This is a genomic window from Arthrobacter sp. B0316-1-20 (genome assembly GCF_059091865.1).
Window position 1 is genome coordinate 136,476 of record NZ_JBNHHC010000001.1, and the last position, 22,483, is coordinate 158,958.

The window sequence follows — 22,483 nt, forward strand, 5'->3', positions numbered from 1 at the left end:
CCTCAACGCCGTCTAGAACGCGTGTTTCCGGGAGAGGCTGGGACCCGAAGATCTGCGACATCGACAAGGTGGTCATGGGCGGCCACCTCACCGCTTCAACGCCGGGCTCTGCCTGAGCGCCGCCGGAGAGATGGGCACCTGGTTCGTAAAGCCCAGGGGGTTCAGGTGACGCGGTCGCCTTGCGTGCCCGTGTACCCGTCACGCATCGGCTCGAGCGCGTTGCTTGGTTCGGTGACCAGGCCCGCTCCCGTCGCTTGGTGAACTGCACTCCATTTATCCCGGCCACGGTCGGCGCCGCGGGACGCGTATTCTCATCGTTGCCGAGAATGACCGAGCCGTCGGCGAACGACGGCACCCGGCTCCTGTGCTCACGTGTCACGGAGCCAGTATCCGACGGCCCCGGAAGCCAGCGAACCCCAGTCATATCGACTGGGGTCCGCAGCGAACCGTCCGCCGAAACCGGCGGGACGGCTTCGGTTAGCGTGTTTCGCGCGCCTCGTCCCGGTGGCGCACCATGTAGGCGATGGCCAGGGCCAGCATCACGGCGCCCAGGACGAAGTTGAGCCAGGTGGTGGCTGCATTGGTGGACAGGAAGTTGGCCGCTGATTCGCCGGGGCCGACGATCAGGCCGTACAGCCACATCGCCAGGTACAGGATGCCGGCTCCCATGAGGAAGTCCCGGGCACCGCTGGTGGTGCGGCTCATGATGTAGCCCACCACGCCTACCACCAGGTAGACGATGTTGAGCAGCATGGACACTTGGAACGCGTTGATCAGCATGGCGCCGGAGCCGCTGGCGAAAGCCATTTCTCCGTACTCCATGGTGATGCCGGGGATGAAGCCCAGCACACCGATCACCAAGAGAACAATTCCCGAAGTCATCGCGGCATTTCGCACATTTCCGCGCGAAACGTGTGCGTGATGCGCATGCGGTGATGCGGTAGTCATTTCTCCTCCCAGACAATGAGTTCGAAACTTCGTCGAGTAACAACTCGGCTGTTGGTAGGGGCGCATCTGACGTCAGAACCAGCGCTTTCAGTTTACGTCCGCCTGGCCGCGGCGGCACGGAAAAATGACGACGGCGGCGGGCCGGCCGGTCCTGTCGGCGCGGCTGCCCTGGTGGTCCGGAACAGGGGGCCGGTTTAGGTCTCGAGCAGCCTCTTGAGCGTGTGCAGGTCCCGGTCCACGGCGGCGGCATCGGCTTCGAACGCCGCCTCGTCCATGCCGTCACGGTGGTAGAGGGTGAACACCACCTCTGTCCCGTCGCCGTTGCCGAGCACACGCAGCGGGTTGTAGACAGCTTCGCCCGACGGCAAGGTCACGTAGTGGTCCAGCACGCCGAAGTCGTTGCGCTCGGTAAACGTGACCCGCACCGGTCCACTGTCGGTCTCGGCGACCCAGGCGTCGTCGACCACTCCGATGGAGGAGCTGAGTCCGGCGGCCCACTGCGGCATGTTCTCGGGTTTGGCGGCGAACTCGTAGACCTCTCCAACGGGTCGGTTGATGGCGATGCTGATGTGCCGCGATGCAAACGTCATGTGGCCAGTCTTCAGGTTCGCTCCGACGCGGGCAAGACCCGCGGAGCGCCCGGCACCGCCGGGAGGATCCGCGGGCTCGCGATGCCGTCGGGAGGGTCCGTGGTTGGCGAGCGGCGGCGCGCGCTGCCGCAGGTTCGAGCCGGTTAGCGTGTGCATGACAGACTTGGACCATGGCATCCCTTACCGGCAACGGCGACGATCTCCATGAGAAGGCAGCCCACATCGGCATGCGCCTTGAAGACCGCTGGCAGGCGGTCCGGGAACGGCGGGCACGGCAGCGCGGCGACGTGGCCACCGTCATGCCGTTTACCGGCTACGGCACCGACGGCTGGATCCGCGTGCTGGCCCGGGTCGTGATGGCGCGGCCCGGGGCCTTCGACAACGGCCGCATGCCCTCGAAGCTGGTGGCCGACGGCATCCGCGGCTGGCGCAATTTCATCAGCCCGCCCGTGGCCAACGCGCGGGTGGTGATCTATGCCGACGGCATCGAGCACCAAGTGGTGGCCGACCGGGGCGGCGTGGTGGACGCCAGGGTTTCGGTGAGCCTGGCTCCCGGCTGGCACACCGTCACGCTGCGCTGCGAGGACTCGGAACCGGTGGAAGCCGCGGTCTATGTGGTGCCGCCGGACGCCCGCTTCGGCGTGGTGTCCGACGTCGATGACACCGTCATGGTCACGGCGCTGCCCCGCCCGATGCTCGCGGCCTGGAACACGTTCGTCTTGGATGAACATGCGCGCAACGCGACGCCGGGTATGGCCGTGATGCTCGAGCGGGTCACGCGCGAGCATCCGGGCAGCCCGGTGTTGTATCTATCCACCGGTGCCTGGAACGTTGCTCAGACGTTGACGCGTTTCCTGTCCCGGAACATGTACCCGGACGGTGCGCTGCTGCTCACGGACTGGGGGCCGACGAAGGACCGCTGGTTCCGCAGCGGTCAGATGCACAAGGTGGACCAGCTGCGGCGGCTGGCCGAAGAATTCCCGAAGATCAAGTGGCTGCTGATCGGCGACGACGGCCAGCACGACGAAGCTATCTACGCCGGCTTTGCGCTGCGTTATCCCGACCACGTGGCGGCCATCGCCATCCGCCAGCTGTCGGTCAGCGAAGCGGTGCTGGCCGGCGGCCGTTCCCAGGACGGCCCGGTCGGACCCGCGCGCAGCATCCCGTGGATCTACGCCTCCGACGGGAAAGGCCTGGCGAATCAGCTTCAGCAGCTGGGAATCCTCTAACGCCGACGGCGGCCCGGCTGGGAATCCTTCAACGCCGACGGCGGCCACGGCTGGGAATCCTCTAACGACGACGGCGCCCCGCTCCTGATGGAGCGGGGCGCCGTCAAGCGGCAGTGCCCGGACGTCGTTCCTGCGGGCGCGGCCTGTTAAACGGTGGCCTCCAGCGGGCCGAAAACGGCTTCGATCATGGCCCGCGCCGTTTCATTGTCAGTCTTTTCGGCCAGCGCAAGCTCCGAGGACAGGATCCGCATGGCCTGTTCGAGCTGGTGCTTTTCACCGGCCGAGGAGCCGCGTTCGATTGCCCGCAGCGAGAGGTCGCGGACCACTTCGCTGACCCGGTAAATGTCGCCGCTGTTGATCTTTTCCTGGTTGGCCTTGAACCGGCGCGACCAATTTTCCTGGTCCTCCGGCACCTTCGCCTTCAGGATCGCAAAAACTTCCTTGACGCCTTTTTTGCTGATGGCCTTGCGTACGCCGACCGTTTCCGCGTTGCCCAGCGGCAGTTCGATCAGCAGGCCGTCGTGATGAGCGCGGAACTGTACGAACTTGGTCTGGCAGTCCTTGAACGGACGGGTCCGGAGATCGGTCACGGTAACAGCGCCGTGCGGGGGATAGACGAGGGTGTCGCCAACTTTAATGTTCATTGATGCCCTTTCATGCCATTATGGCAGATACTGCCACATTGGCAGCGAATACTCAAATATGGGGTATCTTGGAAGCTGCTATGCCACAGAAAACGCCGACCAGCGGCGCTTCCAGAACCGATGTGCCCGGCCCGACCACGGCTGAGCTCCCTGTCGCTGCACCCGGATTAAGGGAGCGGCGGCGGCGCCAGACCCGGACGGAAATCAGCGAGGCTGCGCTGCATCTGTTCCAGGAACACGGCGTGGATGCCACCACCGTGGACGGCATCGCCCACGCGGCCGGGATCTCCCAGCGCACGTTTTTCCGGTACTTCACCAGCAAGGAAGAAGCCGCGCTGCCGGCACACCAGGATTTTGACGCCGCGCTCGAGGCCGGGCTGCTCACCATCGATCCGGCCGGCAACCCGCGCGAAGAGCTTGAGCGCGTCTACCAAGAGGTGATGCAGGGGTATGCGGACAACGACGCTCCGGCAGCCCGCCGCATGTTGCTCGTCAACCAGCTCATCCGCAAGGAGCCCCTGCTTAAAGCCGCCATGCTCAAGCACAATGCCACCCGGACAACCGGGCTGGTGGACGCCCTGATGGACCGGTTCGGCCGCGACGGGGTGAGCGACCTGCAGATCAGGCTGGCGTTCGAGACCTGTGCGGCAGTGGTCCGGGTCGCATTCGAGGTGTGGGTGGCCCGGCGAGAGGCCGGCCGGAATGACAACCTGCCGGACATTTACGCCGCTGCCCTGCAGCTGTCCCACTGACCATGCGAAACACAAGAACTCCGGCCCTTACGACGACGACGCCGTGTCCGTGCCCGAGCGGCCGGGCCTACGGCGAGTGCTGTGGGCCGTTCCACCGCGGCGAGGCCGAGGCGCCGACGGCGGAAGCGCTGATGCGGTCGCGCTACACGGCGTTCGTCGTCGGGGATGCCGCCTATCTGCTGCGCACGTGGCATTCCGAAACGCGGCCCGCGCAGCTCGAGTTGGACCCCGCGCTGCACTGGACCGGACTGGAAATCCTCAAGACCGTCCGCGGCGGCGTAACCGACCGTGCGGGCACCGTGGAGTTCCGCGCCGGCTACCGCGAGGGCGGCCTGGACCGCACGCAGCAGGAGAAGAGCACCTTCGTGCGCGAGGACGGCCGCTGGGTCTACCGCGACGCCATAGCCTGAGCGCCGCCCGGCCGAGATGGGCGGCGGCGGTGCACCACCCCGGGCGTCCGTCAGTCGCCCCTGCGCCCGGCAACACGCCGCGCGAGCGTTGAGCGCCTGTCCATCGCCCGTGCCGCCTCCTCCTTCACGCCGCGCGAGCGCGAGCACGGGCGCGCCGTCGTCGTTGTTCAGTCCAGGGCCAGGACGGCGTAGATCCCGAGCGCGCCGAGCACCACCACGCTGCCGGCAACCCAGGCGGCAGCGGCGGCGTCGGCGTGGATCCTCTCGTCGGCCACGCCGGAGACCGCCCGGCGGTACCGGAGTTTCTGCGTGACGTAGATGCCGAACGCCGTGCACAGCGCCACGGCGACCAGCGTCCCGGTGAACCAGCCGTATTCCGGCATCCAGCGCAGGAACATGGCTGTCGCCACGATCATGGCCAGGGTGGTCCGGCTCCAGGCCAGGGACGTGCGTTCGGGCTGCAGGCCGGCGTCGTGGTGTTCCGGCTCCGGCACGGCGCGGGCGCGTCGCATCAGGACGGCCGCAGGACGACGAAGACCACCAGCAAGGCCGCCACCACACCGCCGCCTACCGCCAGGATCGGGGCTATCAGCGGCAGCGGCAGGGGAGTCTTGTGGCGCATGGCCCGCTCGACGTTGAGCCAGCGGAAGAACGAGCCGCCGCCGATCGCCATGGCCAGGACCAGGAGGATGATGGCGATGGTCTTGCGGATTTCCGGGACGAAGACGCCGCCGGTGAAGACCTCCACCGCGATGCCGCCGGCCAGGAGTGCCAGCGAGGTGCGGATCCACGCCAGGAAGGTACGCTCGTTGGCCAGGGTGAACCGCGGGTCGGGCTCGGTGCCGCCGCGGAGCAGTTTGTCGGCGAGTTTGCCGCGTTCCGGGCTGGGCGAGGGCGAAGAGGTAGGCACGGCTTCATGGTAACCAAGTCCGCGGTAGGCGCGGCGACGGCTTACGTCACATGTCAGACGTCAGGCCGCCGGCCGGTCCCGGTCGTCGTCGTTGTCCTGGTCCATGCGGGCCACGGTGAAGAAGCGGTTGCCCGCCCCCTTGTGTGAACTCGGCACCAGGAGTTTGGAGTATTTTTCGCACCACTGGGCGGCGCCGCCGGAATCCGCGGCAGCTGCGGCGATGGCGTCAATATCGTCGGACCACCCCAGAACGCGTTCCCCCTCGAGGCAGAACTGGATGAGTCCCAACTCGGTATCTACGTGCAGTTCGACGTCCACCCAAACGTCGAATCCCACAGTGCTGCTGGCTGTATCTTCTGTTTTGTATGTGTTCATCACGAGACCTGTGTTGCGCGTCACACCCTGTGGCGCCCTCCCACTATAGGGTTCACCATGCGGAATGCCAAACGGTTTCCCCAGCGTGAACGGCCGGTAAAGTGAATCGGGCGATGACTCAGACACCTTCCGCCCAGCGCCTCACCTGCAACGTGCCGATGCGTTGGGGAGACATGGACGCCTACGGGCACATCAACAACGTGGAAATCCTGCGCATCCTGGAGGAGGCACGCATCCACGCGTTCGGGCCTCCGGCCGGCACCGGCGGTCCCGGGCTCGAGGTGGATTTGCCGGTCTTCTCCGACCTGCCCGAATCCACCCAGGCTTTGGTGGCGGAGCACCGGGTGAAATACGTCCGGCCGCTCAGTTACCGCAACATCCCGGCCCACGTGGAGGTCTGGATCAGTGCGATCAAGGGCGCCAGCCTGACCATCGCCTACCGGATCATGGACCCGGTAACCGCCGAGCAGTGCGTGCTGGCCGAAACCACGCTCGCGTTCTTCCACACGGATACGGGGCGGCTGCTGCGCCTGAATGAGCGCCAGCGGTCGATCCTGGCACCCTACCTGGGAGAGTCCAACTTCCGCTGAGACGACGACGGCGATGGGCCGCCGTCGTGCCTAGCCCTCCCAGCCCAGATTGCGGGCAATCCGCTCCAGCACGTCGAGGGCGGCCGTGTACTCTTCCTCGCTGATGCCGTCCGCCATGCGGGCGCGCGTGCGGTCGACCACCTCACCGAGGGAGGCCAGGCTGGCCCGCCCGGTGTCGGTCAGCGCATAGTGGCCGTTCTCGGCGCTGACCCAGCCGCTTTCCATAAGTTCTTCGACCGGTTCCTGGGGCCCTTCGCCCTCTTCCTCCGGAATGAAAGGCCCCAATGCTTCCGCGAGTTCATCGGCGGTGGATGGCTTGTCCGCGAGCAGGTTCATCATTTGCCACTGCCGGCGGGTGATGCCGTGTTCCTCCATGGTCTCGATGAACTGCTCGTCGAGCAGCCGGTCAACGAGCTTCAGCCAATAACCGATAGGTCGTAGAGGTGCCATGCCGCCACCCTACAAGGGTCCGCGCGGCTGATCGACTGAAATTGCCGGACACGCCGCTTAGTCGGCAAAGGCACCCTCGGGGCCTGCGTCGCCGGTTCCTGACGGGCGCGCGGTTGGACCCGGCGCAGACGGGGACGCTTTCTGCCCTGAGCAGACCCTGCTGACGCCGACGGCGCCGCTTCCTACGATGGAAGCAGCCAGAAGGGAGTTCCGCCGTGCTCGAACTTCAGAAGCTTCACCGCGGTCCAGGTTCAGGGCCTTCACCTTTGCTCCGCGACGTCTATGGGGCGGTGCTGCGCAGGGAGCGGCGTCGCCAGCGGCGCACCCTCGACGACGTCGCCAGCCGGGCCGGCGTGTCACTCCAGTACCTCTCGGAGATCGAACGCGGCCGTAAGGAGGCCTCCTCGGAGATCCTCGCGGCAGTCTGTGCGTCGCTGGGGTCGGGACTGGCCGCCTTCCTGGCGGCAGTTCACCGTGAGATGGCGGCGGTCGAAGGAAGGGCTGTGCTGCATCTTCAGTCCCTGCCATCGGCCTCCCGGCCCATTGGCCGCGCGCGGGAGGAATGTGCAGATGCTGCTGACCTGCTTTCTGGAGTCCTCGCCGACAAGGACCTGGCCCCGCACGCCCCGGCGGACGCGTGCCGCCAACTGGGCGCGGGCGTTCAAGGCGGGCCGCCGCCGCTTCTGATGGCCGCCTGACGTTATACGCCGCTGCACGCCCGGCGCGGGTCGCCGTGCACATTGGGCCACGCGGCCGGACGTGTTCCGACAACGAACCCGCCGCCCGCTGCTCGCCTCCGTGCACTGCGCCAGCGTCTGCGGCGGAACTGCGCCACCGGTCGCGCCGGTTCTGCGCCACCACCGGTTGCGCTGGTTATGCGCCAACGGCTGCGGCCGGAGACAGGAAAAACGGGCAGGTGCAGCCTTTCGGCTGCGCCTGCCCGTTTCAGTTCGGGCGTCCGCTCGATCCAAGGTTGCCCGTTGCGGTTTCCGCCTGTTCCGGCGGTTGCCCGCTGGGTGTCCGCCCGTTCCCGGGGGTTGCCCCGCGAGGTCCGGCCGGGCCGCCTGAGAACTTAAGCCAGGGGGGCCAGCTTGGTCTTGCCGAAGACGGCGCGGTCCACCGAGATCCGGCCGGGGCCAACCAGTGCCAGCGCCAGCGCTGCGGCGCCGAGCAGCAGCACCAGTTCGTAGCCGCCGCCGTCCACGAAGACGCCGGCGGGAGCGTGGACGAGCACCAGGGCGCCGAGCATGTCCAGCGTCAACAGTGCCGCCACGAGCCGCGTCAGCAGGCCGAGGATCAGGGCGATGCCGCCGGCGAGCTCCAGGCCGGCCACGATCGGTGCGGCGATATCGGCGGCCGGGATGCCCATCTGGCCGAAGGCTGCTTGGGTGCCGGCGATGGTCCATTCGTTGAACTTCTGCCAGCCGTGGGCGACGAAGAGGAAGCCCAGGACGACGCGAAGGACTGTGCGTGCAGTGGTGGTCAAAGCGGAGTTAGTCATGATGTTTTCACCGTTTCAATGGTCAGAGGATCGGCCGTCTGGAACGAGCGATAAGCATCAATAACTTGACGCTTCAATCAAATATTGACAGCAATTATGTTGAAGTGTCAACTTTCGGTCCCGTGTCTGACGGTGCGAGGCGGGCAGCAGCCCCAGCTGGCCGGACCGCACGGGCTCGCCGCCTCGAGCCCCCGGAGCATGCCGCCGCTGCCGAACGCTCAGGCGCGGCGGACCGGTTGGCGCAGGATTGTCCTGAGCTTGGCCGGTTCGGTCTTGCGCGGGTCGCCGAGATAGATTTCGTGGTGGTGCCCGTTCGGTTCCAGCTCGTTGGCCGGTAGGAATTCATCCCTCAGGCGGGCCAGGGCCGGTCCTTCGTCGTCGTAGGCACCCACGTGCATGACCTGGACGCTTAGTCCCTCGTCCAGCCATCCGTGCCGGAGCAACCTCACCGGGGGAAGATCCTTTGCGGTGGCCGCCTGCCGCATCGCGTCTTCGATGTGTTCCGGCTGCAGCCAGTCAGGCTGGCGGATCATCATCGTCCACGACCACTCGTCCTTGGCCCGCCGGGTGAAGGCGGTCATGTCCTCCGCCCACCAGAGACCTTCCAGCGGGCCGACGACATAATCGCGCCCGAGTTGCTTCTTGCTGGTGAACTTCAGCGTGTAGGACACTGCGTATAAGGCCTCGACCGCCTGCAGGTACCCGTCTGACGTGTTCGGATTGCCGTGGCCGTTGGCCTGCAGGAACTGCATGGGCGGCACGGTAACCAGCTGGAAATCCTTGCCCGGGGCGTACAGCTCCTTTTGGTCCTTCTTGAAATCCAGCTTGTCCATGGGGCTTTCCGGTGGTGGGCAGCGGGCTGTGTGGTCTAGTTATATCGCGTAGCCACGGATGAAACGAGGAACATGCTGCAGCAAATCGCCGCCGAATGGTGGACCAGGATCACCGCCGGCTTCACGCGCGGTGAACCACTCCAAGCCGGAGCGCTGGAGCTGGCGGTCATCCTGGCCGCGGCGCTGCTGTTGTCGGTGCCCCGAGCAAGCTGGCGGTATTTCGGGTTGTTCGTCACGGCGGTCCATGAACTTGGACATGCCTTCGCTGCGCTGGCCACGGGGCGGCTGGTGCGCGGAATCCATTTGCGGTTTGACCAGTCCGGCGCCATGATCAGCCGCGGGGCGGGCCGGGCATCAGCGGCCTGGACGGGTTTCTGGGGCTACCCGGTGCCCGCGCTGGTCGGGGCAGCGCTGGTGTGGGCCGCCTTCAGCGGTTGGTCCGGTGCCGCCCTGTCCGTCAGCGCGCTGCTGCTGCTGGCCACGCTGCTGTTCATCCGGAACCTCGAGGGCGTCGTCATCGCCGTGGGGTTGGCGGTAGGTGCTCAGCTGCTGGTGTGGTTCGCGCCGGTGGAGTGGCTCGGGCACCTGACGCTCGCCATCGGCGTCGGGCTCCTGGTGGGGGCCGTGCGGGACTGGCTGAATCTGCTGAGCGTGCACACCCGGCGCCGGCACCAGCTGGCCAATTCCGACGCCTTCATCATGGCGCGCAGGACCGGGGTCCCGGCCGCGCTCTGGCTGGCCGGGTTCGCGGTGGTCATCCTGCTTTGCTGGGCGGCTGCCGTGGCGACCGCGGCCGCTGTCGTCCCGCTGGCGATTCTGTAACGGATTCCCGGTCCCCTCGGCCTTCTGGAGTGGCCCTGCTCACAACTGTGTCATTCGCCGTGGGGCCCGCGGACAGCGCGCTGATCCACGGGAATTATCGCCGTGTGTGAGACGTTGTTGACCGATGTTGAAATCTGTGGAAGAGCAGCTATGATGGGCGCTCGCAGATAGGTCAAAACAACGAGAGCTTCAGGAGTTTTAAACCCGCATGGCAACCGATTACGACGCACCGCGCAACAAGGACGACGACAACAATAATGAGTCGCTCGAAGCCCTTCAGGCTCAGCGCTCCGGTGGTGCGAAGACCGCGCTGATCGACGTGGAAGACTCGGACACCGCCGAGGGCATCGATCTGCCCGGTGCCGACCTCTCCGGTGAAGAACTGGTGGTCCAGGTTGTTCCTCCCCGTGAGGACGAATTCACCTGTGGCTCCTGCTTCCTCGTTCGTCACCGCAGCCAAGTAGCCCGCGAAAAGAACGGCGAGAAGTACTGCCGCGACTGCGAAGGCTAAAACCTCAATCTTCCGAACCCCGCGCTGAGACCAGCGCGGGGTTCTGTGGTTAAGTCACACGCTTCGGACGGCCTCGCCGATCGGCGTGCCGCCGTTGATGAACTCGATCACCTTGCCCGCCGTGGCAGGAACGGCCAGCACTTCGGCCGCCACCATGGCAACGTCTTCGCGGCTCACTTCACCGCCGGGAGTGCCCGGTCCGGCTTGGATCTTCCCGGTCGCGGGCTGCAACGTCAACGAGCTCGGCCCCAGAATCGTCCAGTCCAGTGATGTGGACTTCAAGTAGTCGTCCGCGGCGGCCTTGGCATCGGCGTAGGGGAAGAACGCGTTGTCCTCCGGCACGCCGTGGTTCTTGCCGGCGCCCAGATAAGACACCATGATGTAGCGCTGCACCCCGGCCGCCACGGCTGCGTCCATCGACCGGATGGCCGCGTCCCGGTCGACTGCATAGGTCCGGGCTGGATTGCCTCCGCCAGCGCCGGCCGACCAGACGACGGCGTCGTGGCCGCGCAGTCGGTCTGTCAGGTCGTCGGTGGTTGTCTTCTCGACGTCGGCGATCACCGGCACCGCACCCGTTTCCCGGACATCGGCGACGTGGTCCGGATTGCGGATGATGGAGCTGACTTCATGGCCCTGCGCGGTGAGGATGCGGGACAGGTGCAGCGCGACCTTCCCGTGGCCCCCGAAAATGGCAATGCGTGACATAAGGTTCCTTTCGGTGTCGTCCATCCCAATCTAGGCACGGAGTCAGGTGGCGGCCAATGGCCGGCGTCCTTGACGGTGACGGCGCCCGGCCGTCGCCCGGCCCCACCTGTGCCTGATTCGGTGGCTGCTCGTCGCCGCGCTGGCTCCCCGTTGACGTCCGTTCGGCGGGTTGGTCCGCTGGTTAGGCCGCCGCGAGCCCGGCCCTCCGATTCCGCCGTCTTAGCCGTCGCTGCCGGTGAGATGGATACCGGCTTCCGGCGTGGCCACCCGGAAACTGAAGGACTGCTCGATGTACAGGTAGACGAACTTTTCATCATGCCGGTCGTAGCCCACCGAGAGGTCCTGGCCCGATTCGAACAGGAAATCGCCGCCGCGCAGGCTCATCACGATGGCCCCGCGGACTCCCGGCGCCCAGACAATCGGACCGCCCAGCAACTTGCGCAGGTGCTCGGACAGCAGATACCCGCCCCGCTCGGTCGCCTCCACCACGGCGGTGTAGTGTCCGGGGCCGAGGGCCAGGCCGAACGGACCTCCAATGCCGGCCTGGAGCAGCGCCGAGACGGCCTTGGCAACACGCTTGGGGTAGTCATTGAAGTCAGTCACGCGGGGCACCGGCGAATGCGGGGTCGCGCTCGTGACCCCCTCAATGCCGACCTGGCGCCAGCCATGGAATACGGCCGCGTTCTCCGCAATCGCAATCTGCATTGCTGCCTCGGCCAGGTCCGTGAGGTCCACATCGGCCGCACCCCGGTCATGGTCAAGCAGTTCCAGCCGGGAAACCTTGAACGGTGCGCGCATCTCCACCAGGGGCAGCACCCCGCGCCGCCGCGTCGCCACGCCGTCGGCCAGGGCCGGACCCGTGATGCTTTCGGTGCGGCCAAGGTTTGTCGCCGAATACTCCCAGCCGAATGGACCAGCGAAATCCACCATTTTGCGGGCCCCGAGCGCAACGGTGAGCCGCTCCCTGGCCTCCCGGTCCAGCAGCGCCCAACCACCGTCGGAGATGGGGGCGTGCTCGCGCAGCAGGTGATCCATGGTCATGAGAAGTCCTCCTTGAGGCTGCCGATTCCCAGGGACGAATCAGAACCGGCTCGCCACCGGCGAGGGTCCGTACGACGTGCCGCACCCGACGGAGAGCGGCCCACCGGCCCGGGTGCAGGGACTGCAGTTTCGTCGGTGCCCGCAGCCGTGCCGGCAGCCGTTGCTGCCTCGGCCGCCCCGCCGTTGGCCACAATGTCGCCGTCCTGAAAGAGGGTGCCCCGGGCGATCTGGCGCCATTTCGGTTTCCTGCGCAGGAGAAACTCCAGGTCCATGCTGAAGTGCTTGAACTCCTCCGCCAGGGAATCCTCCATGATGGCGACCGATTCCGGGTCCTTCTCCAGCGACATCCGTTGTGCGTACCAGCCGATGGCCTCGGCCTCCTCTGTCAGGTTGGCGCACATACGCGCAAAGGTCCGCGTCTCGGCGGAGAGCTCTGCGGCGGGTTCGTGGTACTGGTCAAAGCCCATCTGGATTCCTCCGTGAGGTTGCCTCTCTGCCAGCGTAGCCACGGCCCCGCCGGCTGACTACCTTTGACGGGCGGAAGGCCCGGGAGTGCGGCCTGGCTACCGTATGACCGCCAGGCGTAGCCATAGATCGGCCGAACTGCTGCGTTCTTGTCTATTTCTGGCCGGCCCGGATCGGCCATCTTCCGGGCGCTGGGATTGCCCCATCGCGTAGGGCTTCTGCCGGTGAAATCCGCGCTAGGCCCTACGCAGTACCCACCGGAAGAATCCATGAAGAACCACAGGGACGGCCCGTCGCGGCCGGCGAGTTCACGGCGGACCGCCAGGCAAGGCTCATCGCCGCCGGCGCGTTATCGCCGGACCGCCAGGCACGGCCCGGCGCCGCCGACGCGTTATCGGGAACGCTACCGCGGCATAGTAATGTTGCAGGGTGATTCGCCGATACTCCGCCTTGCTCATGCTGCCACTCGTCGCCCTGCTTGCCACCGGCTGCGCTCAGGTTGAACAGGCCGCCTCCGACGCCGTCGACCAGGCCGCTAATTCCGCTTCCGAGGCCGTGAACCAAGCCGCGTCCAACTTGGCCAACGCAGCGGTCGGGGAAGCAGTCAAGCAGGTGTGTGCTCCGATTCAGGACGGCAGCATCGGTGCAAAGGAACAGGAGATGCTCGCTGGTCTGGTTTCTGCCGCCGACGCAGCCGGTGTTCCCGCCGAGATCACGGGGCCGATGTCGCAGATCGCCGAGTCCGGCGACCAGATTCCGGCCGATGCCCTGGCCTCCATGCAGCAAGCCTGCGACAACAACGGCGCTCGGTAATTAGGCAAACAACTGGCCACTCCCAAACCGCTCTTGCGCGGAATGGGAAAGCCTGTGGGGCGCCAGGGCAGCCGAGTCCGGCGGCAACGCCGCTTTCAGAACGGCGGCGTTTCAGGCTGGGCCGGCCAACCATCGAAGGGGCTGGAACTTCTGCCGGGCGGCGCGGTGACCCCCGCGGCGCTGTCCGTCCCGATATCGAGTTCCGACTGCATCGGGACCTTCGGCGGACCTAAGTGGCCGAACGGCGTCCTGCGGACCGTCGCGTCAGGGTCTAATGGGCCTCCGTCCGGGGGAGGGCTGCCGGACTGACAGGGTTCTGAACCTACTTCGGCCGGCTCCGGCAGGCGTTCGGGCAGCGGCGCGTCTTTCAACCACACGTGGTTTCGGAGCGGCCTTTGAGCCGGGTCGACGCTGAGCGGCGGTAGGAACCAAGGCACGCCCTTGCTCACGGTGACCCGCCAATCTCCCTGATGCAGCAAATGGTGGTGGTGACCGGAGACCAAGACGCCATTGTCGACCGAGGTGGGACCACCCTTCTCAAACCACTGGATGTGATGCACTTCGGTCCAGGGCGAGGGCGCAGTACAGCCGGGGAAGGCACAACCTCCATCCCTGGCGATGATTGCCAGCCGCATGTACTTCGGAAACAACCGCTGGGACTGGCCGACATCCAGAACCGCACCCGTGCCGGAGAGGATCACCGGGATGATGTCGGCATCGCAAGCTATCCGCCGTATTGCCTTGGCGCTCAGCGGCCCGGAGAAGATGCTGGTTCCCGGACGTCCGAATTCGGAGGCCAAGTCCTTGTAGTCGATGGTGACCAGCAGCTGCGGCCGTCGACCGCCGGTGGCTGGTAGAAGATCCGTGGTGAGAGCGATTTTGCAGGCACCAATGAGGCCGTCGAGCTGCTTCTGCTGCCGGGTACGCCCGTCCTCTACCGTCGCATCAACTAAAGCATCCGCTCCGCTGTCTCGAGCATCCGTGTCCGGGGTTAAGACCTCGTCGTCGTCGCCGGAAGCGCCGTTTAACCGGGGGCCGCATCTTCAACCGCGTCAAATCCGACTGCCCCGGCCGTGGCCGTCCTCTCCCTCAAACGAGGGTTGGTGGCGGTGTTGTAGACGGTTGCAAGAACTTCATTCTGTTCGTCGGTGGCGTTGATTTCGTAGCAATGCAGGCCATTGCGCCGGCCGCGATAGAACAGGCCCTGGCGTGCTTTGAGCTCGGCTGTCCCGAGATCGGCGCCGGCAGGGTTGAGGCCGCCTTCCCAATACCGGATCAGCAGCCTGAGCGAGTCGGTGTCGTAATCGGAGGCATGCTGAACCAGTGCCTCTTCCATTTTGCGGAGCTGCTCCGGCTCGGCGGTGCGCCGCAGCCCATCGACAGCCCGTCGGATCAGAGTTGCGGCCTGACCGGAGACCATTCCATCATCCATTGCACGGGCGAGCACCGGCAGCCTGGGCGACACAACAGGCTTACCCGGGGGCGCCGGGCGGACTTCGGTGGCTTCCGCGAGTTGGAAGCGTCGTGCAGCCTCCTGCCGTGCAATGCCCAACTTCGCCCGCAGATAGTCTTCGTTCGATTTGTAGGCGCCGCGCATACGATGATTCGGTGCCTCGGGGTCATGCGGCTTGTCTGTATCCCCAACGGCGGCGATGTTTTGCTCTTTGATGATGCCCGCCAGAATCAGCTGGGTTTGACCAACAATGTTGGCCAGCTCTTCAACCTCTGCCGCCGTCCGGGCCACCGACTTGGTACTGCGTGTCAGCCCGTCGTTCCAAGGCGATTATTCAGTTCGCTGACCTCGGCGCGGACCCGGGCCAGCAGGACGGAATCGTCCTGCCCTGCCCCCGCAGCCTCATCCAGCACCTCGATCGCCATAGATACAGCCCATGAAGCCCGCGAACAGGGTAGGAGAACCAAGGGTCGGCATGTGGATGAGCAAGCACACGGGGCTGGCTGTGGAGAAGAAGTGGATGGGTGCTCAGGCACGGGCGGCGGCGGCGAAAGCCAAGCGTTCAAATCCCACCCGAACCCCGCCGTCAGCGGGCGACCGGCGCGCCCTCCACTGAAGCCGGCTCGCCGGCGGGCTCCTCTACCGGTTTCAGGATGAAGAACGCCGCCGCCACGGCCACGATGGAGATGAGGGCCCCGGCCAGGAAAGCCATCCGCACTCCGCCTGCCACCGCCGTCGTCGTTGCCGCACCTTCGGCGGAAAGAACGGCCGCCTGCATGGACATGACGGTGACGAACATGGCGGTGCCCGCTGCCCCGGCCACTTGCTGCACCGTGCCGATGACGGCGCTTCCGTGCGAGTACAGTTGCCGCCGCACCGACCCGAGACCAGCGGAAAACAGCGGCGTGAACAGCAGCGCCAGGCCGACGCTGAGCACGATGTGCGCCGCCAGCAGCGTCAGCGGGGCGGTGTCCTCGCTGACCGTGGAGAAGAACCAGAGCACGGCGCTGACTACCGCCGTTCCCGGCACCAGCAGCACCCTCGGGCCGAACCTGTCATAGAGCCGCCCGACGGCCGGGGCCAGCAGGCCCATCAACAGCCCGCCCGGCAGAAGCATCAGCCCGATCTGCAGCGGCTCGAGCCCCAGGACCTGCTGCATATATATAGGGAGCAAAATGATGGTGCCGAACAGTGCGGCCATGCTGACAGCCATCAGCCCGACGGACACGGAGAAGTTGCCGGAGTGGAAGGTCCGCAGGTCCAGTAACGCCCTGTCCGAGCGCTGCAGCCGAACCTGACGGAGCAGGAATACCAGCAGCCCCACGCCGCCGGCCGCAAACGCAACCCACATGGCGGCACCCGTGCCCGGCCCCGCCGTCGTTGTTCCGTGCCCCGCGCCGACCTGGCTGAGGCCGTAGATCAGCCCGCCGAAGCCGATGGCGGAGAGGGCCACGGACGGCAGGTCCAGCGGCACCGGCCGAGGCTCGGTCACGTTCTGGATCCGCCGGTTGCCCACCACCAGCATGGCCAGCGCGATCGGCAGCACCAGCCAGAACATCCAGCGCCAGGACAAGGTGTTGAGGATGATGCCGGAGATGGTCGGGCCGATGGCCGGCGCCACCGATATGACAATCGAGACGTTGCCCATCGTTTTGCCGCGGTCCTCGGCCGGCACCAGGTTCATCAGCGTGGTCATCAGCAGCGGCATCATGATCGCGGTGCCCGACGCCTGGACCACGCGGGCCACCAGCAGCACCTCGAACCCCGGAGCCAGCGCGGCCAGCAGCGTTCCCGCGGAGAACAGCGCCATCGAAGCGGTGAAAACTTGGCGCGTGGTGAAACGCTGCAGGAGGAATCCGGTCACCGGGATGACCACGGCCATCGCCAGCATGAACGCCGTGGTCAGCCACTGCGCCGCGCGGGCGCTGATGCCCAGGTCGTCCATCAGCTCGGTCAGCGCCACGGACATGATGGTCTCGTTCAGGATCACCACGAACGCAGAGACCAACAGGATGCCAATCACGCGCCGGTTCCGGCGCGTCTCATCAGCCGTCAGCCCGCTGCCCGTGGCAGACCCGGGCCGTGCCGAGGCTCTGTTCGTCGACATTTCTTTATTCACGGGAAGATCCTCGAGTGGAAATCGTGCTGTTGGGGGCGGCCGGAACAGCCCAAGATCGCCGGGCGCAGGCGGAGTAACAGCTTAACCTGCCCCCGCTGACTCCTATTCCCGGCGGTCAACCTCGAATAAACAACGACGCCGGTGCTCGCCGCCGGGCGGCAACCGCCTCCTGCGGGGGAGGGGGGCGCGCCAAATGGTTCCCCCACCGGTCCCCTTCAAGAGGACTCCCGCCGCGTAGTTAAAGTGGAGGGAAAGTCGCGCTTACGGGTTAAAAGAGGAGAAGCCCCGCCGGCGCAAGGCCGACGAGGCTTCCCTGTGATCCCGGACCGGCCGTTGGGGGAATAGCCGGTCCAGGAGTTTTAGGGGTGGTTACATCGTGTAGTAACCGGTAACGGGCATGGCGTTCACGTTGTGCACCATGGTGCCCTGGCTCGGGTTCAGGGCGCTGATCATTTTGCCGCCGCCCAGGTAGATGCCCACGTGGCCGCCGCCGTTCTGCACCACCAGGTCGCCCGGCTGCGGGTTGCTGGTCGGGGTCAGGGCGCCGCCCTGGTGCTGGCTGAGGCGGGGGAGGTCCACGCCGGCCTGGGCGTATACCCACTGGGTGAAGCCGGAGCAGTCCCAGCCGGCCGTGGAGGTGCCGCCCCAGACGTAGGGCGTGCCCTGGGCGGACAGGGCGATGTCCACGATGCTCTGGTTGCCACCGGTGGAGGCCGGCTTGATGTCGGCGCTGGCCAGCGAGACAGTCGCGGCGTCGGTCGACGCAGCCAGGGTCGTGGCGGCTCCGCCGCCGCCCTGCGCTGCCTGTCCGCCACCGGACTGGACGGACCCGGTCAGCGCGATCTGGTCGCCCGGGTAGATGATGGAGTACGCGCCCAGGCCGTTGATGGCCAGCACGTCCTGCACATTCTTGCCGTACTGGGCGGCAATCGTGCCCACCGTGTCGCCCGCGACCACGGTGTGCGTGGTGGCACCGGTAGCGGCACCGGCGTCGGCGGCCGAGCTGGTAACGGAAGCGCGCTCCACCTCGAAGCCGGCGTTGGCCGGAGCGGCAACGGTGTCCGTTGCATTGGCAGCGCCGTAGGTCGGGACCGTGACATCGGCGGCGGCATTGGCCGGCAGGCCGGCACCCAGCATCAGGCCACCGGCGGCGGTAACGACGGCGGCGCCGCGGCCGACGGTTCCGGCGCGGGACGAGACAGCCTGGGACAGACCGGCCACGGTGGTGTTGCGGACCGGGGTGGCACGGTGGCGTGCGCGATTGTTTTTGAGCAGCAAGAAGATACCTCTCCCAATGCCTGCGAGGTAAGCTGTCGGGTTCGGGTGGGAGTCACCCGGCCGTGCGGCAGCGCGGTAAGCACTCCATACGACTTAACCCCAAGAGCCCCAAGAGGGGCCCGGAATGTGGGTCCCCCGCCTCTGCCAGATGTCTAGCGAACGAACTCGGAAAGGCTGGCAGAGCTAGGCAATACCCTCCGAGGACATCGGCGCATGATCGCCGACGTGCTGAAAACATTACATAACGGTTCGGTAACTGTCCAAGCCCTGAAATTTACCTGTGGATAACCTGAGAGCCATCTTTCGGTCAGGAGCGAGCAACCCCCAGGCGGCCGTTGCACGCGTCCGTCACGGTACATCGGGCGCAACAATCGGCCGATTAAGCAGTCGCTGCGGGCTAACTTGTACGCTGGCAGAGTGGTGGACTTCACGCTTAAACAGCTTCAGTACTTTGTTGCAGTCGCTGACCACGGCTCAATCTCGGCCGCCGCGGCCGCCAGCCACATCTCTCAGGCGGCGATGTCCCAAGCGCTGACAGAGCTGGAGCGGATCGTCGGCGCGCAGCTGATGGTGCGGCACCGGTCCCGCGGAATCGCCCTGACCGGCGTCGGGCAGCAATTCCTGCGGGACGTCCGGAGCCTGGTCCGGCACGCCGACGACGTGCAGAACAGCATCATCGAGCGCCAGCAGGGGTTGGTCGGCCCGCTGGCCATCGGCTGTTACAGCACCCTGTCCGCCTTCTGGGTGCCGGTGATCAGCGAACGGTTCATCAAGCCGCATCCGCGCCTCACCGTGACCATGGAGGAAGGCGAGGCCGCCGAGCTGCAGCATCGGATGCAAGAGGGCTATCTGGACGCGGTGCTGACCCATACGCGGCACCTCTTGCCCGGCGTGCAGGCCCGCACCGTCAAGGAAGGCCGGCCCTACGTCCTGCTGGCTGCAAGCCACCCGCTGGCTTCGCGCAAAAGCGTCCGGCTCGCCGAGCTGGCCGAAGAGGACTTCGTCTCGCTGGACATCCCCACCGTGCGCGATAACCAGTTGGTCAATCTGCGGTTGTCCGGGCTGGATCCGAAGATTGCCTGGCGTTCGTCAAGTTTTGAGGCGGTGCGGGGCATGGTGGCGCGCGGCCTCGGCTACACCGTGCTGGTGCAGCGGCCGCCGGGCAATCACAGCTACGACGGGCTTCCCCTGGCCACGGTGGAAATCGACGGGCCGGTCGGTCACAGCGACATCTGTGTGGCCTACGCCAGCGTCACCCGGCCCAGCCTCAGGCTGCGGGCATTCCTGGATTTTTGCGCAGAGGTCGGCGGCGCTGCGGCGAGCGGCTGGGATGAGCACACGACGGCGTGATCCCGCTTAACCGCGACGGCGGCCGCTGCCTTGGGCAACGGCCGCCGCATGCCCGTTACGGCACGGCTGGAGGAACTACATGTTCTCCGCGGTCAGGTCCTGGTCCTTTCCTTCCTTGATCGCCAAGATGCACAGCCCTGCGAGGACGAACGCGCCGGCCCAGACTGTCGCCACCAGCCACAGCTCGCCGCCGGCCGCCAGCACCAGCCCGCTGGCGATCATGGGGGTAAAACCTGCGCCCAGCGTCGAGGAGAGCTGGTAGACCAGCGAGGCGCCGGTGTAGCGCATCCGGGTCGGGAACAGCTCGGCGGTGAACGCCCCGAACGGTCCGAAGATCGTGCCCTGGATGACTCCGTTGGCCAGGAACAGCCCGATCGCGAACAGCCACAGCGTCCCGAGCTCCAGCATCCACATGATGGGGAAGGCCAGTACCGCACCGGCGGTGATGCCGATCAGCATCACCGGCCGGCGGCCGAGCTTGTCGCTGTGCCGGGCCGCAAACCAGATGGCGACGACGGTCAGCGCCGCGCCCAACGCTTTGACGTTGAGGACGCTCGTCCGGTCCAGGCCGACCTCGTCCACCACATAGGAGATGGCCCAGACGGTCATCAGGCCTTGGACGGTGTAGGAGCTCATCCCCACCAGCGTGCCCATGATCACGTTCTTCGGGTACTTCGTCAGCACCTCGAGAATCGGGATCTTTTTCTCCTCGGCCTTGTCCTCCAGCGCAAGGAACAGCGGGGACTCGGCGACCTTGAGGCGAACGATCAGGCCAATGCCCACCAGGACGATGCTGATCAGGAACGGCAGCCGCCAGCCCCAGGTCAGGAACTGCTCGTCCGGCAGCACGGACACGGCCGAAACCGCCAGGGTGGCCAACACCGCACCGGCGGGACCTCCCATGTTGGCGAAACTGGCCGCGAACCCGCGGCGTTCCTTCGGTGCGTGTTCCAGGCCCATCAGCATGGCACCGCCCCACTCGCCCCCGACGGCCAAGCCTTGGACGATGCGCAGGACAATCAGCGCCAACGGAGCGGCCATGCCTATCTGCGCCGTGGTCGGCAGCAGGCCGATCAGGGTAGTCGCCACGCCCATGAGCACCATGGAGGTGATCAGCACGCCCTTGCGCCCCAGCCGGTCACCGAAGTGGCCGAAGATGATCCCGCCGAGCGGCCGGGCGATGTAGCCGACCGCCAGCGTGGCGAAGGAGGCGAAGATCCCCACCGCGGGGTCCAGGTTCACGAAGAACACCGTGTTGAAAACCAGCGCCGCCGCGGTGGCGTAGAGGATGAAATCGTAGAATTCGATGGCACTGCCCAGGAAGCTGGACGCCAGGATGCGCCGCATCTCCGGGGTGTTGAGGCTGGGGACCTTCAGGTCCCCGGGCTGCCTGTCGTTCGCCGCAGGGGCCGACGCCGTCGTCGTGTTATTGCTCATGGTGCAACCGCCATTTCGTCATGATCGGCGACTCCGGTGGATTCCGGGTCGCTGGAAGAGAAGGAGATAACGTCCAGATCGTCGGGGATCAGGAACGTGCCGATGAAGTCCTTGCCGTGTGCCTGCCAGACTGCGTCCGGAGTGGTTCCCGGCACCAGGTGGTGCAGCGCCAAGGTGCGGGCGCCGGCCTGCTGCGCGATCGCGATGGCGTCCTGCGGCGAGGTGTGGGACCTGCGGTGGTGGTCCATTGAGGCCCGGGCTTCGTCGGAATCGATGCTGCCGTACGCCCGCTGCACCCAGTCGAAGTCGATGGCCTCGTGCAGGAGCAGGTCGGTGCCGCGGGCCAGCCGCACCAGGTTCTGGCAGGGGGCGGTGTCGCCGGAGATCGTGACCGACCCTTCGGCCGTGTCGAACCGGAAGGCGAAGGCGGGTGCCACGGGCGGGTGCTCCACCAGGGTCGCTGTCACGGTGACCAGCTCATCGCGGTAGATCTCGAACGGCTCCATGCCGGCCGGCGTCGGGTTCTGGTTCGGGTGGTAGCCGATCGCGTCGGGGACCACGATGTCTTCGGCCACGAAATAGTCCAGCGGCGAGGGGCGCAGGGCGTCGATGACCCGGTCGTTGAGGTCGGTGGCGTACGCCTGCATCAGGTGGTGGAACATGTCCCGGGTGCCCGGCGTCGGCAATTGCGGGAAAACGGGCGACGGCGGAACCGTGGCGCGGGGTGAAGCCGGCGGCAATTCTCCCCGGTCGCCGGGTCCCAGAATGCGGATGCTCCGCTGTCCGGGCGTGAGGGTGAACAATCCGAAGATGGCCAGCCCGGCCAGATCGATCGTGTGGTCGGAATGCAGGTGGGTCAGGAAAATCCCGCGCAACGACGAAACCTGCAGGCCTGCTTTCATCAGCTGGCGTCCGACGCCGTTGCCGGCGTCCACCAGATAGACGGCATCGCCGACGACGACGGCGGTGGCGATGCCGGTCCGGCGGCCTGCATTCTCACCGGTCCACCAGCGGGGACCGCCCGCGGTGCCCAGCGTGACGACGTGCGGCTTGAGGGAATGGGTCATGGGTCGAGCTCCTCGGAAGTCTTTCCGCCTGTGGTGCCGGCGGAACCTGAATCCCATGATGCGGCTCACAAACACTTTCGTAAAACGGTAATAACCGACCTACTTAAACGGTTTCACTTATAACGTGGCCGGCCCGTTCGGCTGCCGGGCGATCCCCATCCGCGTCCGTGCCATTGTCCGGGCACGGCGG

Annotated in this window: 27 protein-coding genes, 1 pseudogene and 1 riboswitch; of the genes and pseudogenes, 9 read left to right on the forward strand and 19 right to left on the reverse strand. The window is 66.4% G+C overall.

Annotated features, from left to right (window positions below; all coding sequences use genetic code 11):
* Nucleotides 1-477: 477 nt before the first annotated feature.
* The gene (locus AC5RW2_RS00620) at nt 478-882 is read right to left on the reverse strand and encodes a DUF4383 domain-containing protein (RefSeq protein ID WP_494073418.1); all 405 of its coding nucleotides are present in this window, start codon (nt 880-882) and stop codon (nt 478-480) included.
* Nucleotides 883-1,142: 260 nt separating this feature from the next.
* The gene (locus AC5RW2_RS00625; RefSeq protein ID WP_494073419.1) at nt 1,143-1,538 is read right to left on the reverse strand and encodes an SRPBCC family protein; all 396 of its coding nucleotides are present in this window, start codon (nt 1,536-1,538) and stop codon (nt 1,143-1,145) included.
* Between the two features lie 170 nt (nt 1,539-1,708).
* On the opposite strand from AC5RW2_RS00625, the gene AC5RW2_RS00630 reads away from it, so the two are divergent.
* A complete protein-coding gene (locus AC5RW2_RS00630) occupies nt 1,709-2,767 on the forward strand; it encodes an App1 family protein phosphatidate phosphatase (protein ID WP_494073420.1) in 1,059 nt (352 codons plus the stop codon).
* Between the two features lie 146 nt (nt 2,768-2,913).
* Here AC5RW2_RS00630 and AC5RW2_RS00635 read toward each other — a convergent pair whose 3' ends face one another.
* Nucleotides 2,914-3,411: a CarD family transcriptional regulator gene (locus tag AC5RW2_RS00635; protein WP_494014631.1), complete on the reverse strand. Its 498-nt coding sequence runs from the start codon at nt 3,409-3,411 to the stop codon at nt 2,914-2,916.
* An 80-nt stretch (nt 3,412-3,491) separates the two neighbouring features.
* Between AC5RW2_RS00635 and AC5RW2_RS00640 the strand changes: the two genes are divergently transcribed.
* The gene (locus tag AC5RW2_RS00640) at nt 3,492-4,163 is read left to right on the forward strand and encodes a TetR family transcriptional regulator (protein ID WP_493979572.1); all 672 of its coding nucleotides are present in this window, start codon (nt 3,492-3,494) and stop codon (nt 4,161-4,163) included.
* A 2-nt stretch (nt 4,164-4,165) separates the two neighbouring features.
* Nucleotides 4,166-4,573 (forward strand): YchJ family protein, encoded by a 408-nt coding sequence (locus tag AC5RW2_RS00645; protein ID WP_494073421.1) that lies wholly within the window; start codon nt 4,166-4,168, stop codon nt 4,571-4,573.
* A 167-nt stretch (nt 4,574-4,740) separates the two neighbouring features.
* Here the strand turns inward: AC5RW2_RS00645 and AC5RW2_RS00650 are convergent, their stop codons facing one another.
* Genes AC5RW2_RS00650 through AC5RW2_RS00660 form a run of 3 tightly spaced genes read right to left on the reverse strand, consistent with a single transcriptional unit; the run spans nt 4,741 to nt 5,861 of the window.
* Nucleotides 4,741-5,085: a DUF202 domain-containing protein gene (locus AC5RW2_RS00650; RefSeq protein ID WP_494073422.1), complete on the reverse strand. Its 345-nt coding sequence runs from the start codon at nt 5,083-5,085 to the stop codon at nt 4,741-4,743.
* Nucleotides 5,085-5,483, reverse strand: coding sequence for a YidH family protein (locus tag AC5RW2_RS00655; RefSeq protein WP_494001704.1), 399 nt, complete (start codon nt 5,481-5,483; stop codon nt 5,085-5,087). The genes AC5RW2_RS00650 and AC5RW2_RS00655 overlap by 1 nt, the downstream gene beginning before the upstream one ends.
* A gap of 60 nt (nt 5,484-5,543) precedes the next feature.
* Nucleotides 5,544-5,861: a hypothetical protein gene (locus tag AC5RW2_RS00660; RefSeq protein WP_494073423.1), complete on the reverse strand. Its 318-nt coding sequence runs from the start codon at nt 5,859-5,861 to the stop codon at nt 5,544-5,546.
* A 110-nt stretch (nt 5,862-5,971) separates the two neighbouring features.
* Between AC5RW2_RS00660 and AC5RW2_RS00665 the strand changes: the two genes are divergently transcribed.
* A complete protein-coding gene (locus tag AC5RW2_RS00665; RefSeq protein WP_494001702.1) occupies nt 5,972-6,448 on the forward strand; it encodes an acyl-CoA thioesterase in 477 nt (158 codons plus the stop codon).
* Between the two features lie 30 nt (nt 6,449-6,478).
* On the opposite strand, the gene AC5RW2_RS00670 is transcribed toward AC5RW2_RS00665, so the two are convergent.
* A complete protein-coding gene (locus tag AC5RW2_RS00670; protein WP_494073424.1) occupies nt 6,479-6,898 on the reverse strand; it encodes a MarR family winged helix-turn-helix transcriptional regulator in 420 nt (139 codons plus the stop codon).
* A gap of 215 nt (nt 6,899-7,113) precedes the next feature.
* Between AC5RW2_RS00670 and AC5RW2_RS00675 the strand changes: the two genes are divergently transcribed.
* The gene (locus AC5RW2_RS00675) at nt 7,114-7,596 is read left to right on the forward strand and encodes a helix-turn-helix domain-containing protein (protein ID WP_494073425.1); all 483 of its coding nucleotides are present in this window, start codon (nt 7,114-7,116) and stop codon (nt 7,594-7,596) included.
* 374 nt (nt 7,597-7,970) lie between these two features.
* Here the strand turns inward: AC5RW2_RS00675 and AC5RW2_RS00680 are convergent, their stop codons facing one another.
* Entirely contained in the window at nt 7,971-8,399 is a 429-nt protein-coding gene (locus AC5RW2_RS00680; protein WP_494001699.1) for a DoxX family protein, read from the reverse strand.
* 218 nt (nt 8,400-8,617) lie between these two features.
* Complete coding sequence (locus tag AC5RW2_RS00685; RefSeq protein ID WP_494073426.1) at nt 8,618-9,232, reverse strand: GyrI-like domain-containing protein; 615 nt, start codon at nt 9,230-9,232, stop codon at nt 8,618-8,620.
* A gap of 72 nt (nt 9,233-9,304) precedes the next feature.
* Here AC5RW2_RS00685 and AC5RW2_RS00690 point away from each other — a divergent pair, with 72 nt between their 5' ends.
* Together AC5RW2_RS00690 and AC5RW2_RS00695 are read left to right on the forward strand one after the other, a co-directional pair.
* Nucleotides 9,305-10,054 carry a M50 family metallopeptidase gene (locus AC5RW2_RS00690; protein WP_494001697.1) on the forward strand — a complete coding sequence of 250 codons (750 nt, stop codon included), beginning with the start codon at nt 9,305-9,307 and terminating at the stop codon, nt 10,052-10,054.
* 208 nt (nt 10,055-10,262) lie between these two features.
* Nucleotides 10,263-10,565, forward strand: a complete 303-nt coding sequence (locus tag AC5RW2_RS00695; protein WP_493979582.1) for a DUF4193 domain-containing protein — start codon at nt 10,263-10,265, stop codon at nt 10,563-10,565.
* Nucleotides 10,566-10,619: 54 nt separating this feature from the next.
* Here the strand turns inward: AC5RW2_RS00695 and AC5RW2_RS00700 are convergent, their stop codons facing one another.
* The 3 genes from AC5RW2_RS00700 to AC5RW2_RS00710 all read right to left on the reverse strand — a co-directional run bounded on the left by AC5RW2_RS00700 (nt 10,620) and on the right by AC5RW2_RS00710 (nt 12,778).
* On the reverse strand, nt 10,620-11,270 hold the full coding sequence (locus AC5RW2_RS00700) for an SDR family oxidoreductase (RefSeq protein WP_494014620.1): 651 nt from the start codon (nt 11,268-11,270) through the stop codon (nt 10,620-10,622).
* A gap of 219 nt (nt 11,271-11,489) precedes the next feature.
* Complete coding sequence (locus tag AC5RW2_RS00705) at nt 11,490-12,311, reverse strand: family 1 encapsulin nanocompartment shell protein (protein WP_494014619.1); 822 nt, start codon at nt 12,309-12,311, stop codon at nt 11,490-11,492.
* Nucleotides 12,308-12,778: a ferritin family protein gene (locus tag AC5RW2_RS00710; RefSeq protein WP_494014618.1), complete on the reverse strand. Its 471-nt coding sequence runs from the start codon at nt 12,776-12,778 to the stop codon at nt 12,308-12,310. Before AC5RW2_RS00710 ends, AC5RW2_RS00705 begins: the two co-directional genes overlap by 4 nt.
* A 427-nt stretch (nt 12,779-13,205) precedes the next feature.
* Between AC5RW2_RS00710 and AC5RW2_RS00715 the strand changes: the two genes are divergently transcribed.
* On the forward strand, nt 13,206-13,589 hold the full coding sequence (locus AC5RW2_RS00715; RefSeq protein WP_494014617.1) for a hypothetical protein: 384 nt from the start codon (nt 13,206-13,208) through the stop codon (nt 13,587-13,589).
* A gap of 95 nt (nt 13,590-13,684) precedes the next feature.
* Here AC5RW2_RS00715 and AC5RW2_RS00720 read toward each other — a convergent pair whose 3' ends face one another.
* From AC5RW2_RS00720 to AC5RW2_RS00740, 5 genes and pseudogenes are all read right to left on the reverse strand, one after another.
* Nucleotides 13,685-14,224, reverse strand: coding sequence for an HNH endonuclease signature motif containing protein (locus AC5RW2_RS00720; RefSeq protein ID WP_494014718.1), 540 nt, complete (start codon nt 14,222-14,224; stop codon nt 13,685-13,687).
* Nucleotides 14,210-14,524: pseudogene (locus AC5RW2_RS00725) on the reverse strand (DUF222 domain-containing protein); the annotation flags it as partial. The gene AC5RW2_RS00720 and the pseudogene AC5RW2_RS00725, both read right to left, overlap by 15 nt.
* 89 nt (nt 14,525-14,613) lie before the next feature.
* Nucleotides 14,614-15,333, reverse strand: a complete 720-nt coding sequence (locus AC5RW2_RS00730) for a DUF222 domain-containing protein (RefSeq protein ID WP_494014616.1) — start codon at nt 15,331-15,333, stop codon at nt 14,614-14,616.
* A 295-nt stretch (nt 15,334-15,628) separates the two neighbouring features.
* Entirely contained in the window at nt 15,629-17,149 is a 1,521-nt protein-coding gene (locus AC5RW2_RS00735) for an MDR family MFS transporter (RefSeq protein WP_494014717.1), read from the reverse strand.
* 381 nt (nt 17,150-17,530) lie between these two features.
* Nucleotides 17,531-18,439 (reverse strand): C40 family peptidase, encoded by a 909-nt coding sequence (locus AC5RW2_RS00740; RefSeq protein WP_494073427.1) that lies wholly within the window; start codon nt 18,437-18,439, stop codon nt 17,531-17,533.
* A 3-nt stretch (nt 18,440-18,442) separates the two neighbouring features.
* A riboswitch (cyclic di-AMP (ydaO/yuaA leader) is annotated at nt 18,443-18,607 on the reverse strand.
* Between the two features lie 249 nt (nt 18,608-18,856).
* On the opposite strand from AC5RW2_RS00740, the gene AC5RW2_RS00745 reads away from it, so the two are divergent.
* Complete coding sequence (locus AC5RW2_RS00745) at nt 18,857-19,789, forward strand: LysR substrate-binding domain-containing protein (RefSeq protein ID WP_494014614.1); 933 nt, start codon at nt 18,857-18,859, stop codon at nt 19,787-19,789.
* A 75-nt stretch (nt 19,790-19,864) separates the two neighbouring features.
* On the opposite strand, the gene AC5RW2_RS00750 is transcribed toward AC5RW2_RS00745, so the two are convergent.
* Nucleotides 19,865-21,226, reverse strand: a complete 1,362-nt coding sequence (locus tag AC5RW2_RS00750) for an MFS transporter (protein ID WP_494001687.1) — start codon at nt 21,224-21,226, stop codon at nt 19,865-19,867.
* Nucleotides 21,223-22,293, reverse strand: coding sequence for an MBL fold metallo-hydrolase (locus tag AC5RW2_RS00755; RefSeq protein WP_494073428.1), 1,071 nt, complete (start codon nt 22,291-22,293; stop codon nt 21,223-21,225). The genes AC5RW2_RS00750 and AC5RW2_RS00755 overlap by 4 nt, the downstream gene beginning before the upstream one ends.
* Nucleotides 22,294-22,483 lie beyond the last annotated feature (190 nt).

Excerpts from the sequence above, each read along its gene's own strand:
- AC5RW2_RS00670 (WP_494073424.1), bottom strand. The coding sequence starts at position 6,898 with ATGGCACCTCTACGACCTATCGGTTATTGGCTGAAGCTCGTTGACCGG.
- AC5RW2_RS00705 (WP_494014619.1), bottom strand. The coding sequence starts at position 12,311 with ATGACCATGGATCACCTGCTGCGCGAGCACGCCCCCATCTCCGACGGT.
- AC5RW2_RS00735 (WP_494014717.1), bottom strand. The coding sequence starts at position 17,149 with ATGTCGACGAACAGAGCCTCGGCACGGCCCGGGTCTGCCACGGGCAGC.
- AC5RW2_RS00635 (WP_494014631.1), bottom strand. The coding sequence starts at position 3,411 with ATGAACATTAAAGTTGGCGACACCCTCGTCTATCCCCCGCACGGCGCT.
- AC5RW2_RS00690 (WP_494001697.1), top strand. The coding sequence starts at position 9,305 with ATGCTGCAGCAAATCGCCGCCGAATGGTGGACCAGGATCACCGCCGGC.
- AC5RW2_RS00695 (WP_493979582.1), top strand. The coding sequence starts at position 10,263 with ATGGCAACCGATTACGACGCACCGCGCAACAAGGACGACGACAACAAT.
- AC5RW2_RS00720 (WP_494014718.1), bottom strand. The coding sequence starts at position 14,224 with ATGCGGCTGGCAATCATCGCCAGGGATGGAGGTTGTGCCTTCCCCGGC.
- AC5RW2_RS00685 (WP_494073426.1), bottom strand. The coding sequence starts at position 9,232 with ATGGACAAGCTGGATTTCAAGAAGGACCAAAAGGAGCTGTACGCCCCG.
- AC5RW2_RS00650 (WP_494073422.1), bottom strand. The coding sequence starts at position 5,085 with ATGCGACGCGCCCGCGCCGTGCCGGAGCCGGAACACCACGACGCCGGC.
- AC5RW2_RS00750 (WP_494001687.1), bottom strand. The coding sequence starts at position 21,226 with ATGAGCAATAACACGACGACGGCGTCGGCCCCTGCGGCGAACGACAGG.
- AC5RW2_RS00665 (WP_494001702.1), top strand. The coding sequence starts at position 5,972 with ATGACTCAGACACCTTCCGCCCAGCGCCTCACCTGCAACGTGCCGATG.
- AC5RW2_RS00620 (WP_494073418.1), bottom strand. The coding sequence starts at position 882 with ATGACTTCGGGAATTGTTCTCTTGGTGATCGGTGTGCTGGGCTTCATC.
- AC5RW2_RS00645 (WP_494073421.1), top strand. The coding sequence starts at position 4,166 with ATGCGAAACACAAGAACTCCGGCCCTTACGACGACGACGCCGTGTCCG.
- AC5RW2_RS00640 (WP_493979572.1), top strand. The coding sequence starts at position 3,492 with ATGCCACAGAAAACGCCGACCAGCGGCGCTTCCAGAACCGATGTGCCC.
- AC5RW2_RS00710 (WP_494014618.1), bottom strand. The coding sequence starts at position 12,778 with ATGGGCTTTGACCAGTACCACGAACCCGCCGCAGAGCTCTCCGCCGAG.
- AC5RW2_RS00625 (WP_494073419.1), bottom strand. The coding sequence starts at position 1,538 with ATGACGTTTGCATCGCGGCACATCAGCATCGCCATCAACCGACCCGTT.
- AC5RW2_RS00680 (WP_494001699.1), bottom strand. The coding sequence starts at position 8,399 with ATGACTAACTCCGCTTTGACCACCACTGCACGCACAGTCCTTCGCGTC.
- AC5RW2_RS00755 (WP_494073428.1), bottom strand. The coding sequence starts at position 22,293 with ATGACCCATTCCCTCAAGCCGCACGTCGTCACGCTGGGCACCGCGGGC.
- AC5RW2_RS00700 (WP_494014620.1), bottom strand. The coding sequence starts at position 11,270 with ATGTCACGCATTGCCATTTTCGGGGGCCACGGGAAGGTCGCGCTGCAC.
- AC5RW2_RS00630 (WP_494073420.1), top strand. The coding sequence starts at position 1,709 with ATGGCATCCCTTACCGGCAACGGCGACGATCTCCATGAGAAGGCAGCC.